This window comes from Rothia sp. HMSC069C10 (genome assembly GCF_001812205.1).
Taxonomy (GTDB): domain Bacteria; phylum Actinomycetota; class Actinomycetes; order Actinomycetales; family Micrococcaceae; genus Rothia; species Rothia mucilaginosa.
This window is the reverse complement of the sequence record NZ_KV808303.1, coordinates 156,066-170,782: the sequence shown is the minus strand read 5'-3', so window position 1 is coordinate 170,782 and position 14,717 is coordinate 156,066. Positions and strand designations below refer to the sequence as shown.

The window sequence follows — 14,717 nt, the reverse complement described above, 5'->3', positions numbered from 1 at the left end:
CCCCCCGCCGATGCGTGTGCATCGGCGGGCGAACTATATGCCGTGATTAGGCCGAGAGCTTTGCGCGGCCCTTACCGCGGCGGCTCGACAGAATCGCGCGGCCTGCACGGGTACGCATACGCAGACGGAAGCCGTGCTTCTTAGCGCGACGGCGGTTGTTCGGCTGGAAAGTACGCTTGCTCATACTTTGTCTCCTTGATTTTTGCGGTTCGTGCCCTCACGGGTATCGGAACCGTACGCTTCTTGGTGCACGGAGGTACCGCGACTATTCGCAGTAGGCGGTGCACACACAACAGCACAACTTTAGAAGAGTGGAGGGCGTAAATCAAGTTCTTAACGCTTTTTTCCGCGTGATTCCGGGCTCGTTTGTGGTGCGGAGGCGGTGATCGCGGCGGGTGTACAGGCTGTGGAGACACTACGTGTTCTTGGAGTGTAAGCCTGGGGATATTTGCGGCAGCACGGTATCCACCACGGTGCATATCCCACCCATACTTCCTACTATCAGCGAGTTATCCACACCCTTGAGCTTTTGGAGTTTTCCGCTAAATATCAGGGAAGAAGACCTGTTATGCACTTAAATCCACCGCTTATCCACCTCTGTAATTACAAGTTTTCCACCGTGTGGAAAACTCTTGTGGATAACTTTCTCCCCCTGTGTATTAAGCGGGTAGAATCTTAATGACCTCGCGGTGGTTTCCGGCATGATTTCTTTACTGCACCACCGCTTCACATCGAGTGAAAGTAAAGAATTCCATGACCGACTCCCTTCAGGCGCGCTGGGCGCATCTGCTCTCCATTCTTGCCGCCGATCCGGCGGTGACGGCACGTCAGCGCGGTTTCGTGAATCTTGCGCAGCCTCAGGGATTGATGGGTTCTTCTCGCCTCATCATTGAGGTGCCGAATAAGCTCACCCGTGCGGTCTTTGAGGAGCAGATCAGTGCGTCGTTCCGTGCGGCTCTGCACGAGGCATTTGGCCCGTCGACTACCGCGCTTTTCGATGTGAATGAGTCGATGATTCCGGTTGAACCTGCAAGTCAAGACGTTTTCCATGGTGAGCGTGAGGTGCCTGTCGAGCACCAGCCCACCCCTTCGGTCCCGACGGCTTCTGCACATCCTGAGGTGCCCGCCGGTTCGCGTGCTTTTGAGTACTACACCGAGCCGCATCCGGGTCCTGACCACTACGAGGTGCCCGCCGATGAGCAGGTCACCCGCCCCTCCCTGCAGGCTTTGGAGGCGGAGCGTGCCGGATTCCCCTCCGCGCAGCAGTCGACTGCTCCTGTTGCGGGTGCGCCGGCGCCTCGCGAGTACCCGGCACCCACTTTCGTTCCGGACGCCCCGGCGGTACCGGAGGCCCAGCAGGTGCATCCGCATGAAGACCCGGAAAACGCGCCGACTTGGGATAGCTCTGCCCGACTGAACCCGAACTATACCTTCGACACCTTCGTGATTGGTCAGTCCAACCGCTTTGCGCACGCGAGCGCTTTCGCGGTGGCGGAGCAGCCCGGCATTGTCTATAACCCGCTGTTCATCTACGGCGGTTCGGGTCTGGGTAAGACCCACCTGCTGCACGCGATTGGCCATTACACCAAGTATCTGTACCCGAATTTGCGGGTGCGCTACGTGAATTCTGAGGAGTTCACGAATGACTTCATTAACTCGATCCGTGACGATGAGGGGTCGTCGTTCAAGCAGATTTACCGCAATGTTGACGTTCTTCTGATTGACGATATCCAGTTTTTGGCGGGTAAAGAGGCGACGATGGAGGAGTTCTTCCATACGTTTAACGCCCTGTACAACCACCAGAAGCAGATCGTGATTACCTCTGATTTGCCGCCGAAGCAGCTGACCGGTTTCGCTGAGCGTATGCGTTCGCGTTTCGGTTCGGGCCTGAACGTGGATGTGCAGCCTCCGGAGCTGGAGACTCGTATCGCGATTCTGCGGAAGAAGGCTCAGAACGAGATTTTGCCGGTGCGCGATGACGTCATGGAGTACATTGCTTCCCATGTCACGGCCAATATTCGCGAGTTGGAGGGCGCTCTGATTCGTGCGAGCGCTGCCGCCTCGATGAAGAAGCCGCCGGAGCCTATTACCCTGGCTGAGGCTGAGACCTATCTGAAGGATTTGCTCTCTGATACCGGTGGTGCGGAGATTACGTCGGCGCTGGTTTTGGCGACGGTGGCGAAGTATTTTGATGTGTCCATTGAGGATATGCAGTCGAAGTCTCGCACCCGTACGCTCACGAATGCGCGCCAGGTGGCGATGTATCTTCTGCGTGAGCTGACCGAGATGTCCCTGCCGCGTATTGGTAACGATTTGGGCGGCCGCGACCATACAACGGTGATGCACGCGGTGCGTAAGGTGAGTGCGCAAATGGCGGAGCGTCAGACGATTTTCAATCAGGTTACTGAGCTGACGAATTTGATCCGCCAGGAGCAGCGCGCCGCTGGCTAGATGCGCTTTTATTCCTGTCCCGTAGCTTATTTTATGCCTCGACTAGGTGTTTTATAGGCTTTGGGGCGGGGGCTTCACGCTGGATTCAAGGACTTTAGCGACTCTCAACGCTGGATTTTCGGGGTGTGGATAAGCTGTGCTTTAACTCATGCGTTCATGTGGACGTTAAGTGCATGAATATTCAAAAGGTGTGGAATTGAGGAAATGTATAAATATCCATGCACAATGCATCCTCAGCACTGAGTGGATTCTTCCACTTAATGTCCACAGGCTACTTCCGCGTCATTGCAGGCAAGGAAGGGGTTTTCCACCGTTTCCACAAGCGTTAACAATACTACTGTACTTAAAGAAAAAATCCTCCCCATAACAAGTAGCTCTGCTCAACCGACCGAGCCGGTTCAGGTTTTTCTGTGCGCCCCTACTGAAAACGTAGATTTTCGCGGATTTGGATCGATGGCTGCACGCTATCTCTTAGGTTGGATGTGAAGGTTGGGTTTGAAGAAGAAACCAACATCGAACCATTACCTAATTCGAACCTGTTTTCGACTGGATTTACTACACCTTCCGCCTATCTTTGTAATTACAAAAATACAGCGGCTCTGCATGCCTCATCTCACCCGATTTTTCGCTGCGGGATCGACTTTCGAGTCTCTGTGTAATTACAAAATCCGGTAGGATGGATAGACGCGCGCGCGGAAGATTCACTGCGCATCAGAGCACGCGGTATTTCCGGCTCTATCGCCCAAAGCTTTACGTGCGCCCAAAAACTACTCTCTAATTCCGTGAAAGGCGCCTTCTCGATGAAATTCACCGTTGAACGCGATGTCCTTGCCGAAGCAGTCGGCTGGACGGCACGCTCACTTCCGCTGCGTCCCACTTCCCCCGTACTCAACGGTCTGCTGATTACCGCCTCCGCAGGTGAGGTCAGCATCGCAAGCTTCGATCACGAGACCAGCGCCCGCCAGGTCATTGCAGCCGATGTTGAAGCAGAAGGCGTGTGCCTGGTTCCCGGCAAGATCCTGGCAGAAATTTGCCGCTCCCTACCGAACGCACCCGTCGAGTTCACCGCAGATGAGTCCGTGATTCGTATTCACTGCCGTTCCGCTAACTTCCAGCTCGCTGGCATGCCGGTCGTGGACTACCCCGAGCTTCCCGAGCTTCCCGAAATTTCCGGTACCGTGGACGGCGCCGAATTCGCTGAAGCCGTCAAGCAGGTTCAGATTGCGGTGTCCAAGGATGAGACCCTGCCGCTGCTGACCGGTATCCGCGTAGAAATCAATGGCGATACCATGACCCTGCTCGCCACCGACCGCTACCGCCTGGCAATGCGCGAAATCAAGTGGAACCCGACCAACCCTGACGTTCAGGCGGCTGTGCTGCTGAAGGCTAAGACCGTCTCTGAGGTCGGTAGCACCCTCTCCGGTTCCGGCGATCTGTCTATCGCCCTGCCCGCAGCGGGTGAGCTGATCGGCTTCGCAGCGGGTACCCGCCGCACCACCAGCGTTCTGATGGACGGCGACTACCCCAACATCCGTGCGCTGTTCCCCGAACAGACCCCGATTCACGCGGTGGTTCGCACCTCCGACCTGGCTGAGGCTGCTCGCCGTATCTCCCTCGTGGCGGAACGCAACACTCCCCTGCGTCTGAAGTTCACTCAGGGTTCGGTTGCTATTGATGCCGGCCGCGGTGATGAGGCTCAGGCATCCGAGACTCTGCAGGCGCACCTGTCCGGTGATGACATCACCGTTGCGTACAACCCCGCCTACCTCTCGGATGGTTTGAAGGTTTTTGGTACCGAGTTCGTTCGTTTCTCCTTCACCGATGCGCCGAAGCCTGCCGTAATTTCCGGTCAGGATGAGCCTCTGGCTGAGGATGACCGCAACTACCGTTACCTGCTGATGCCGGTTCGCCTGCCGTCGAACTAGTTTCAGCGTCGCTACCCCGCACGTCTTTCGGTGCCCTATGCATCGTGGGTATGTGCGGGGTTGCGCTGTTTTTTCTGCGCTCATCCGTGCGGAAAAACCACAGTATTTTTGCCCGCGCGCTGTGCCCGCCTGCTGGCGCTGTAAACCCCTGCGACCCCGTATGTGAAACCCCGTGAAAGGAGCTGCTCCGGTGTATATCGACCATATTTCGTTGTTGGATTACCGCACGTACGCTCTGCTGAGCCTGCCTCTTTCGGCGGGAGTTACGGTGTTTCTGGGGTCGAACGGTGTGGGTAAAACCAATATTGTTGAGGCGATCGACTATGCGGCGTCGCTGTCTTCGCACCGTGTGAGCCATGACGGACCGCTGGTGCGGGCGGGTGCTTCGCGCGCCTATATCCGTACCCGTACGGTGCGCGGTTCGCAGCAGACGGTGACCGAGTTTGAGATTGCTCCGGGGCAGAGTAACCGGGTGCGCATTAATCGTGCCGCGCCGGTGCGTGCCAAGGAAGCCCTGGGTATTGCCCGCACGGTGCTGTTTTCCCCGGAGGATCTGCAACTGGTGAAGGGGGACCCTGCGGGGCGTCGTCGTTTTGTGGACGATTTGGCGAGCTCTTTGCGTCCGGTGGTTTCCGGGTACCGTAGCGAGTATGAGCGGATTTTGCGGCAACGTAATTCGTTGCTGAAATCCATGCAGCGTAAGGCTCGGGACGAGAACGCCTTGAGCACGCTCTCGGTATGGGATGAGCAGCTGTCGACCCTGGGTGCTCAGCTGCTTTCAGCGCGTTTTCGTCTGTTACAGCGTTTTTTGCCGCAGCTTCGCCGCGCCTACACGGGGCTGACAGACGGCTCTAAAGAGGTTGGTTTCAACTATGAGTCGACTGTTTTTTCGAGCATGGGCGAGCGCTCAATCGAGCATGCGGCACTGATGCGCATTGAGGATCTCAAGGAGGCTTTGATGCGTGGTTTTACGGAGCGCCGACGCGACGAGATTGAGCGTGGCGTGACCCTGGTGGGTCCGCACCGTGAGGATATTACCCTGCTGCTCGGTGGCATGCCGGTGAAGCATTTTGCCTCGCACGGCGAGAGCTGGTCTTTTGCTCTGGCTCTGAAGTTGGCGTCCTGGTTTGTGCATGTTGAGGATGACTCCTCGGTGGGTTCTTCGCCGATTCTGATTCTTGATGATGTGTTTGCGGAGCTTGATTCTGCGCGCCGCCACCGCCTGGGTGCGATGGTCGCCAACGCGGAGCAGGTGCTGATTACCTGCGCAGTACTTAGCGATATTCCGGAGGAGCTGGGCGACTACCGCCTGGTGTCGGTGACGGCGGGGCACGCCGAGTATGTGCAACCCGCCGGCGACTCTGTCACTGACTCTGTGGGGCAGTCGAACTCGACCGTTTCTGCGCTCGCGGAAGGTGGCGGCGATGAGTAGCCCCGTCCACCCTCAAAACCATGTTTCACGTGAAACATTCGATGAGTTCGCGGAATCGCAGTTTGCGGAGCCTCAAAACCCGCACGAGGTTGACGGCGTGGATGAGTTCTACCGTGACGAGGTGGACGCCCCCTCCGCCCTGCTAACCCGCATGCGAGTGGCGGCTCAAGAACGCGGCGAGGCGCCCCTGAATGTCTTCTCGGCGAATAAAATCATGCGTGATTTTGGGGCGGTCATGTCCGGTGCCGCCTCGAAGAAGAAATCGCGGCGAGCGCAGGGCTGGGATCCCCGCGTCATGGGTGGCTATAGCGGCCCCGGAGAGAGCTCTCGCGACCCTAAACCCCTCGGTGGCATCGTTAGTGCCCTGATTCGCTCTCGCGGCTGGAAAGAGCCCGTGGCGGTCTCTAGCGTGCTGGCGCGTTGGGCTGAGCTTGTGGGCCCCGAAATCGCCGCGCATACCCGCCCGATCAGCTTCGAAAACTCCATCGTTGAAGTCCAGTGCGACTCTACCGCCTGGACCACGCAGCTGCGTCTGATGCATGGGCACCTTATCGAACTTTTCCGCAGGGAACTGGGCGAGGGTGTCGTAGCTCAGGTCCGCGTGTTGGGCCCGAATAACGGTCGCTGGAGTCAGCGAGGCTATCGGCGCGCCACCGGCATGCGCGGTGTGCGCGATACCTACGGGTAGGCGCATCGCGTCGCTGCGTCGCATTGCCACGGCGGGAAACTGAGACATTGGGGGCGTTGTATGAAACGTGCCCCTTTTCTGCACCTCATGATTTTCTGCACGCTATGAAAGCTTTAGAATCGCCGGCAACCTCCACGAAGTGGTGAACCGTACCCCCTATCTCAAAAGGGGGTTGAAACACTCTAAACCGCGCCTTTGCGGGCTTTTGAGCGGGTGGTGGCGCCCAAAAAAGCTCAATATGTGACGTATGTAGATGGTTTTATGCTCTCTTGCTCGGTAAAATAAAAGAGACAATGCGTAAAGTGTGCCCACCTATGGGCATCACCGGCAACGCGGGTTGTGCAGGCGCCATCTGGTGCCCTTCGTGAGGCGTTCTAGGCTCCCCTCTGAGCTGCCCGCAGTTCTTCTTCGCCGGTTGCATCATCTACTCAAGGAGTTCTGCCTCGTGGCATCTGAACAGAATGCATCTGAACAGCCGCATGAATACGGTGCATCCGATATTACCGTGCTGGAAGGTCTGGAAGCGGTTCGTAAGCGCCCCGGCATGTACATTGGCTCGACCACTGAGCGCGGTCTGCACCACCTGGTCTACGAGGTTGTAGATAACTCGGTCGATGAGGCGCTCGCCGGCTACGCCTCCGAAATTGACGTGACCATTCAGGCTGACGGCTCCGTCCGCGTGAAGGACGACGGCCGCGGTATCCCCGTGGATGAGCACCCCACCGAGCACAAGTCCACCGTTGAGGTTGTCATGACCGTGCTGCACGCTGGCGGTAAGTTCGGCGGCGGCGGCTACTCGGTCTCCGGTGGTCTGCACGGCGTGGGTATCTCCGTAGTGAACGCCCTATCGACCCGCGTGATTACCGAGGTGCACCGCCAGGGCTACGCATGGCATATTTCCTTCTCCAACGGTGGCGTGCCCGACGGTCCCCTGCATCGCGGTGAGCCCTCCGATAAGACCGGCACGATTCAGACGTTCTACCCGGACCCGGAGATTTTTGAGACCGTCGAGTTCGACTTTGAGACTCTGCGTGCGCGTTTCCAGCAGATGGCATTCCTGAACAAGGGTCTGACCATCACTCTGACCGATGAGCGCGAGAAGTTCGTCGGTGACGAGGTTGCTGAAGAGAGCGAGAAGAAGGAAAACATCCTCAACCGCGTGCGCGCGAACGCTGAGGGTTTCACGACTGTCACCTACCGTTACGACAACGGTCTGTTCGACTACGTACACTTCCTCAACGCAGGCGCGAAGACCATCGTGAACGAGGAGATTGTCTCCTTCGAAGCCGAAGACACTGAGCGCAATATGAGCCTGGAAGTGGCGATGCAGTGGACCGGCGCCTACAAGGAATCCGTCTACTCGTACGCGAACACGATTAACACCCACGAGGGCGGTACCCACGAAGAGGGTTTCCGTGCCGCTCTGACCTCGTTGGTGAACCGTTACGCGCGTGAGAACAAGCTGCTGCGCGATAAGGACGATAACCTCACCGGTGAAGACGTGCGTGAGGGCCTGACCGCGGTGATTTCGATTAAGATTTCTGAGCCGCAGTTCGAGGGCCAGACCAAGACCAAGCTGGGTAACTCGGAGGCTAAGTCCTTCACCCAGCGTGAGGTGAACGACCACCTTGGCGACTGGTTCGGTCGTAACCCCGCGGTGGCGAAGGATATTGTGCGCCGCGCAATCACTGCCGCTCAGGCGCGTATTGCAGCTCGTAAGGCACGCGAGACGACCCGCCGTAAGGGCCTGCTGGAGACCAGCTCCATGCCCGGTAAGCTCAAGGACTGCTCCTCGAAGGACCCGTCGATCTCTGAGATTTACCTGGTGGAGGGTGACTCCGCGGGTGGTTCGGCTGTTCAGGGTCGCAACCCGAACACTCAGGCTATTCTGCCGCTACGCGGTAAGATCCTGAACGTTGAGCGCGCTCGCCTGGACCGTGCCCTGTCCAACGCTGAAATTCAGGCGATGATTACCGCTTTTGGTACCGGCATCGGTGATGACTTCGATATTGAGAAGGCACGCTACCACAAAATCGTTCTGATGGCGGATGCGGACGTTGACGGCCAGCACATTACGACTCTGTTGCTGACTCTGCTCTTCCGCTTCATGCGTCCGCTGATTGAGGCTGGCTACGTGTATCTGGCTCAGCCGCCGCTGTACCGCATCAAGTGGTCGAACGCTCCGCACGACTACGTGTACTCGGACGCTGAGCGTGATGAGGCTCTGGCTCGTGGTGCTGCGAAGAACCTGCGCCTGCCCAAGGATAACGGTATTCAGCGTTACAAGGGTCTGGGCGAGATGGACTACACCGAGCTGTGGGATACCACCATGGATCCGGCTCGCCGCACCCTGCTACAGGTGAAGATGGAAGATGCAGCAGCGGCTGACCAGATCTTCTCTGTTCTGATGGGCGAGGACGTTGAGGCTCGCCGTGAGTTTATCCAGCAGAACGCAAAGGACATTCGATTCCTCGATATCTAGCATGAAACGACATATGTCCCGTATGGAATATGTCAAATGAGCTATATAGCCGAGCGAGTCATTGAGGAATGAGAAAGTAATGAGCGAAGAACAGCAGAATAAATCCGCTGAGGTTGACGTAGTCAGCAACGGTGGCGCTGAAAGCGTAGACCACCACGGTCACATTGAACAGGTGGACCTGCAGACTGAAATGCAGCGTTCCTACCTGGACTACGCAATGGCGGTTATTATTGGCCGCGCCCTGCCGGATGTGCGTGACGGCCTCAAGCCCGTGCACCGCCGCGTAATCTACGCGATGTACGACGGCGGCTACCGCCCGGACCGATCCTTCAATAAGTGCGCCCGCGTGGTTGGCGATGTGATGGGTCAGTTCCACCCCCACTGCGATAGCGCTATCTACTATACCCTGGTGCGTTTGATTCAGAGCTGGATTATGCGTTACCCGCTGGCTCTGGGTCAGGGTAACTTCGGCTCCCCCGGTAACGACGGTGCTGCAGCGCCTCGATACACCGAGACCAAGATGGCTCCCATTGCCCTTGAGATGGTGCGTGACATCAACGAAGACACCGTTGATTTCCAGCCCAACTACGACGGCAAGTCCCTGGAACCGACCGTTTTGCCCGCGCGCATCCCGAACCTGCTGGTCAACGGTTCTTCGGGTATTGCTGTGGGTATGGCGACCAATATTCCGCCGCATAACCTGCGTGAGGTTGCTGAGGGTGTGGAGTGGTTCCTGAAGAACCCGCACGCCACCAATGAGGAGCTGTTGAACGCTCTGATGGCGCGCATTAAGGGCCCTGACTTCCCGACCGGTGCGCAGATTCTGGGCACCAAGGGCATTGAGGATGCGTACCGTACTGGCCGCGGCTCTATCACCATGCGCGCGGTGGTCAACGTGGAAGAAATCCACGGTCGCACCTGCCTTGTGGTGACCGAGCTGCCGTACCAGGCGAACCCGGATAACCTGGCGATTAAGATTGCTGAGCTCATCAAGGACGGTAAGGTCACCGGCATTGCGGATTTGCGCGATGAGACTTCGGGTCGTACCGGTCAGCGTCTGGTGATTGTTCTCAAGCGTGATGCTTCCCCGAAGGTTGTGCTGAACAACCTGTACAAGCACACCCAGCTGCAGGAGAACTTCTCCGCGAATATGCTCGCCATTGTGGATGGCGTGCCGCGTACCCTGTCCCTGGATGCGTTTGTGCGTCACTGGGTGGATCACCAGATGGACGTTATCGTTCGTCGTACCCGTTACCGTCTGCGTCAGGCGGAGGAAGAGGCGCACATCCTGCGTGGCCTGCTGAAGGCTCTGGATGCTCTGGATGAGGTTATTGCTCTGATTCGCCGCTCCCCCACCGCTGATGAGGCGCGTAGCGGCCTGATGGAGTTCCTGCAGATTGATGAGGCTCAGGCTCAGGCAATTCTAAACATGCAGCTGCGTCGTTTGGCTGCTTTGGAGCGTCAGAAGATTCAGGATCGTCACGATGAGCTGATGCGCATGATCGCTGAGTACAACGCGATTATTGCTTCGGAGACTCGCCAGCGCGAGATTATCTCTGAGGAGCTGGGTGAGATTGTGAACCGCTACGGCGATGAGCGTCGCACCCAGATTATGTACGGCTACAACGGCGACATGTCCATGGAAGACCTCATCCCTGAGGAAGAGGTCGTGGTGACGATTACTCGCGGTGGCTACATTAAGCGCACCCGTAGCGATCAGTACCGTAGCCAGCACCGCGGCGGTAAGGGTATTAAGGGTGCCTCGCTGCGCGGTGATGACGTGGTGGAGCACTTCTTTGTGACCACTACACACAGCTGGATTCTGTTCTTCACGAACCTGGGTCGCGTGTACCGTGCGAAGGGTTACGAGCTGCAGGAAGCTGGTCGTGACGCCAAGGGTCAGCACATTGCTAACCTGCTGGAGTTCCAGGGCGGTGAGCATATTGCTCAGGTCATGGAGCTGAAGAGCTATGAGGATGCTGAGTACCTGGTGCTTGCTACTCGCGGCGGTATGGTGAAGAAGAGCCGTCTGAGCGATTACGATACGAACCGTACTGCCGGCCTGATTGCGATTAACCTGCGTGAGGGCGATGAGGTTGTTTCGGCGTTCACCGTTTCGGATAAGGACGATATTCTGCTGGTGTCGCGTAACGGTATGTCGTTGCGCTTCCATGCTGATGATGCATCGTTGCGCCCGATGGGTCGTTCGACTTCCGGTGTGACCGGTATGAAGTTCCGTGAGGACGATGAGCTGATTTCTGCGAATGTGGTTACTGAGGGCTCCTTCGTCTTCGTGGTCACTGAGGGTGGTTACGCGAAGCGTACGAGCGTGGATGAGTACCGCGTGCAGGGCCGTAACGGTTTCGGCATTAAGGTTGCTAAGCTAGTTGAGGATCGTGGCGCCCTGGTGGGTGGCCTCATCGTGGACGAAGAGGACGAGGTGCTGGTGGTTATGGCCAGCGGCAAGGTCGTTCGTTCTAACGTGAATGAGGTTCCTGCGAAGGGACGCGATACTATGGGTGTTATCTTTGCAAAGCCCGGTAAGGGCGATTCTATTATTGGTGTTGCACGCAACCAGGATCGTCAGCTGGATGATAGCGACGATGAAACCACTGAGAACACCGAGGCTTCGGAGTCTTCTGAGGCGCCCGGTACGGACAACGAGGGTGAAGCGGCGGCTGCCGATCTCACCGCTACTGGAGGTAACTAATGAGCAGCACTCCCGCGAGCTCCTCTCCTGCGTCGGCACAGCGTTCGGCGTCGGCTGGCGCATCTAAGTCTTCGGGCGCGGCTAAGGCTGGCGCGCGTCGCCCGGCTCAGTCGCGTTCGGGCCAGGCTCGTCCTGGCGGTACCGCTAAGCGTCCTGCCGGCAAGCGCCCTGTAAACGCTAAGCGTCCGACCGGTTCACGCCGTCAGTTGGTGCGTCCGGCGCCGCGTTCGAAGATTCGTCGCGCGCGTCTGGTGGTTCAGAAGGTTGATACGTGGTCGGTTGCTAAGCTAATCTTCCTGCTGTCTATTGCCCTGGGTATCGTGACCGTCGTGGCTTCGGTGATTCTCTGGCTGTTCCTGCAGGCTTCTGGCGCGTTTACCGGTGTGAACCAGCTGATTAGCTCGCTGGGTACCGGTTCGACCACTGTGGATATTTCGCAGATGATTTCGCTGGGTCAGGTTGCTTTGGTGACTACTATTTTTGCTGTGGTCAACACTGTGGTCTTTACTCTGCTGGGTATGATTGGCGCGATTCTGTACAACCTGGCTGCGAAGCTGGTTGGTGGCGTGACCTTGACTCTGAGCGATGAGTCCTAGTTTGTAGCTTTTGAGCTTTGTGTGCGGGCGGTGCTGTCTCTGGTGGAGGCGGTGCCGCCCGTTCTGCATGCCCCGCTCTGTATGCTCGGGAACCCCCCAATATTAAAGTGTGATGCAGAACATGCTTTTTCGATTTGGTGTTGCCTGCAAACACCTGTATAGTTATATCTCGTTCTACGGAAGAAATTCCGCAGAGGGAGGGCGTATAGCTCAGACGGTTAGAGCGCTTCGCTGATAACGAAGAGGTCCCAAGTTCGATTCTTGGTACGCCCACTCCACACTATGAAAGGCAATAATGAAGAAATTATTGATTCTTGCTGTTCTTTCGTGTGTCACTGTGATGGTTCTGAAAAAGTATCAGAGCAATGAAGTCGTAAAGGCTTGGAAAAATAACTAAACAGTGGTTTCCGCTGAGACGGGGGCGTGGCGCAATTGGTAGCGCATCTGCTTTGCAAGCAGAGGGTTAGGGGTTCGAGTCCCCTCGCCTCCACTTTCCGGTGATTATAGCAAGAGGGAAACGCCTGGTTCCATTCCGAACCCAGAAGCTAAGACTCTTCGCGCCGATGGTACTGCACTTTTGTGGGTGTGGGAGAGTAGGTCATCGCCGGTTTATTTTTAAAGAAGACCCCGTATCGAAAGATACGGGGTCTTTTATTGTATTCGCTGATGCGAGTGGCAGATTCGGCATGGGCGCCTCGTGAAGCTGGCGTATTGTGCGCGCTACGAATTGGCAGCTGGGGCTGTTCCTTCTCGACGCTCAAGCGTGCGCCGCTATAGAAAACCAGCTACCGCAGAGAACTTGCGCCGCCGAAACCCCAGTACTGTAACCCCAGTGCCGCAAAAACCCACAGGGGCATCCTGTACGGGTAGCTCGGCGACCTAAATGAGGTCTGAATAATAAAGGTGTGTCACAAAAAGAAAGCTGGGAGGTTCCTGAAAGTGAACACTTGGTGAACACACTTTATCCTCTTGATGGATATAATCACCCCTCTCCCCCGCACTCTCGCATAAGCCACATAAACCAACTTAAGCATTCCGATAGGTGCACCCTTTTTTCCGCGGAATATCGGGAGAGTTTCCCCTAAAATATGGGCTCTATAGTAAAACCCTCATAAAAACCTGCTCAATACCGTGGGTTTATCTGTTATTTCGTGTTAATTCGGAATACTTTAGATTTCACGAAAACCGACAGATAATTTTCTTGTGACTACAGAACTCATTATTCTCGTGATCGTGGTGCTTACCGCGCTCGCCTTCGACTTTACGAATGGCTTCCACGACACCGGTAACGCGATGGCAACCTCCATCGCCACCGGTGCACTGAAGCCTAAGACCGCCGTGGCGCTGTCTGCGTCCCTGAACCTTGTCGGCGCGTTCCTCTCTGTTGAGGTGGCGCGTTCGGTCGGTAGCGGCATCGTGAACCTGGACCGTATCGATGTAACAACGGACGGTCCGGCGCTGATGCTTATCGTCTTTACCGGTCTGGTGGGCGGTATCCTCTGGAACGTTTTGACCTGGCTTCTGGGTCTTCCCTCATCCTCGTCGCACGCTCTGTTTGGTGGCCTGATTGGTTCGGCTATTGTCGCGATTGGCTTTGACGGCGTGCAGTGGATGGGCGTTCTGTCCAAGATTATTGTTCCCGCGGTCCTCTCCCCCGTCATTGCGGCTATTGTGGCGGCAACCGGCACTTGGCTGGTATACCGTATTGCTGCCCCGGTGGCTGACGACCGTAAGCACGGCGGCTTCCGTAAAGGACAGGTTGCGACCGCATCCCTGATGTCTCTGGCGCACGGTACTAACGATGCGCAGAAGACCATGGGCGTGATCTTCCTGGCTCTGGTTGCCTCGGGCGCTCTGAGCAACGATGACGCGATCCCCCTGTGGGTGAAGGCTTCCTGCGCTATCGCTATTGCTCTGGGTACTTACCTGGGTGGCTGGCGCATTATCCGCACCCTCGGTAAGGGTATCGTTGAGGTAGACACCCCGCAGGGTGTTGCTGCTGATGGTGCATCCGCCGCGATTATTCTGACCTCCTCCCACTTCGGTATGGCACTGTCCACCACTCACGTGGCATCCGGTTCGATTCTGGGTAGTGGCCTGGGCCGTAAGGGTGCTGAGGTTCGCTGGTCTGTTGCTGGCCGCATGGTGGTTGCTTGGCTGATTACTCTGCCGGCTGCCGCAATTGTGGGTGCTCTGACCTGGCTGATTGGTCACGGCCTGAACGCTCTGACCGGCACCCAGTTCGTTGGCGAGCTGACCGTGTTCGCGCTGCTGATTATCTTCTGCTTCCTGATGTGGCGTCATTCCCAGAAGGACAACATTGACGCTTCGAACGTGACTGGCGACTGGGATGAAGAGGAAGGCGCTGCAGTCACCAGCGCTGACGCATCCGCAGAGCAGACTCTTGCTACTGAGAAGGCAGGTTCGTAGCCG

General features: G+C 57.0%; 9 protein-coding genes, 2 tRNA genes and 1 rRNA gene. 11 read left to right on the top strand and 1 reads right to left on the bottom strand.

Going from position 1 to position 14,717, the window contains the following annotated elements:
* Window positions 1–46 precede the first annotated feature (46 nt).
* Window positions 47–184 (bottom strand): 50S ribosomal protein L34, encoded by a 138-nt coding sequence (gene rpmH, locus HMPREF2842_RS07150; protein WP_005504094.1) that lies wholly within the window; start codon window positions 182–184, stop codon window positions 47–49.
* A gap of 569 nt (window positions 185–753) precedes the next feature.
* On the opposite strand from rpmH, the gene dnaA reads away from it, so the two are divergent.
* From dnaA to HMPREF2842_RS07095, 11 genes are all read left to right on the top strand, one after another.
* Window positions 754–2,451 carry a chromosomal replication initiator protein DnaA gene (dnaA, locus tag HMPREF2842_RS07145; RefSeq protein ID WP_070643790.1) on the top strand — a complete coding sequence of 566 codons (1,698 nt, stop codon included), beginning with the start codon at window positions 754–756 and terminating at the stop codon, window positions 2,449–2,451.
* Window positions 2,452–3,251: 800 nt separating this feature from the next.
* Window positions 3,252–4,376: a DNA polymerase III subunit beta gene (gene dnaN, locus HMPREF2842_RS07140; protein ID WP_049327445.1), complete on the top strand. Its 1,125-nt coding sequence runs from the start codon at window positions 3,252–3,254 to the stop codon at window positions 4,374–4,376.
* Window positions 4,377–4,566: 190 nt separating this feature from the next.
* On the top strand, window positions 4,567–5,808 hold the full coding sequence (gene recF / locus HMPREF2842_RS07135; RefSeq protein ID WP_070598864.1) for a DNA replication/repair protein RecF: 1,242 nt from the start codon (window positions 4,567–4,569) through the stop codon (window positions 5,806–5,808).
* Window positions 5,801–6,496: a DciA family protein gene (locus tag HMPREF2842_RS07130; RefSeq protein ID WP_070598866.1), complete on the top strand. Its 696-nt coding sequence runs from the start codon at window positions 5,801–5,803 to the stop codon at window positions 6,494–6,496. Before recF ends, HMPREF2842_RS07130 begins: the two co-directional genes overlap by 8 nt.
* A 445-nt stretch (window positions 6,497–6,941) precedes the next feature.
* Entirely contained in the window at window positions 6,942–8,978 is a 2,037-nt protein-coding gene (gene gyrB / locus HMPREF2842_RS07125) for a DNA topoisomerase (ATP-hydrolyzing) subunit B (protein ID WP_070643784.1), read from the top strand.
* Between the two features lie 79 nt (window positions 8,979–9,057).
* On the top strand, window positions 9,058–11,688 hold the full coding sequence (gene gyrA / locus HMPREF2842_RS07120) for a DNA gyrase subunit A (protein ID WP_070643779.1): 2,631 nt from the start codon (window positions 9,058–9,060) through the stop codon (window positions 11,686–11,688).
* Window positions 11,688–12,284 (top strand): DUF3566 domain-containing protein, encoded by a 597-nt coding sequence (locus HMPREF2842_RS07115; RefSeq protein ID WP_005504108.1) that lies wholly within the window; start codon window positions 11,688–11,690, stop codon window positions 12,282–12,284. The genes gyrA and HMPREF2842_RS07115 overlap by 1 nt, the downstream gene beginning before the upstream one ends.
* A 199-nt stretch (window positions 12,285–12,483) precedes the next feature.
* Window positions 12,484–12,557: transfer RNA gene (locus tag HMPREF2842_RS07110), tRNA-Ile, on the top strand.
* 144 nt (window positions 12,558–12,701) lie between these two features.
* Window positions 12,702–12,774 (top strand) — tRNA-Ala (locus HMPREF2842_RS07105).
* Window positions 12,775–12,777: 3 nt separating this feature from the next.
* Window positions 12,778–12,894, top strand: a 5S ribosomal RNA gene (gene rrf, locus HMPREF2842_RS07100).
* 593 nt (window positions 12,895–13,487) lie between these two features.
* On the top strand, window positions 13,488–14,714 hold the full coding sequence (locus tag HMPREF2842_RS07095) for an inorganic phosphate transporter (RefSeq protein WP_070633551.1): 1,227 nt from the start codon (window positions 13,488–13,490) through the stop codon (window positions 14,712–14,714).
* Window positions 14,715–14,717 lie beyond the last annotated feature (3 nt).

Excerpts from the sequence above, each read along its gene's own strand:
- HMPREF2842_RS07130 (WP_070598866.1), top strand. The coding sequence starts at position 5,801 with ATGAGTAGCCCCGTCCACCCTCAAAACCATGTTTCACGTGAAACATTC.
- dnaA (WP_070643790.1), top strand. The coding sequence starts at position 754 with ATGACCGACTCCCTTCAGGCGCGCTGGGCGCATCTGCTCTCCATTCTT.
- rpmH (WP_005504094.1), bottom strand. The coding sequence starts at position 184 with ATGAGCAAGCGTACTTTCCAGCCGAACAACCGCCGTCGCGCTAAGAAG.
- gyrA (WP_070643779.1), top strand. The coding sequence starts at position 9,058 with ATGAGCGAAGAACAGCAGAATAAATCCGCTGAGGTTGACGTAGTCAGC.
- dnaN (WP_049327445.1), top strand. The coding sequence starts at position 3,252 with ATGAAATTCACCGTTGAACGCGATGTCCTTGCCGAAGCAGTCGGCTGG.
- HMPREF2842_RS07115 (WP_005504108.1), top strand. The coding sequence starts at position 11,688 with ATGAGCAGCACTCCCGCGAGCTCCTCTCCTGCGTCGGCACAGCGTTCG.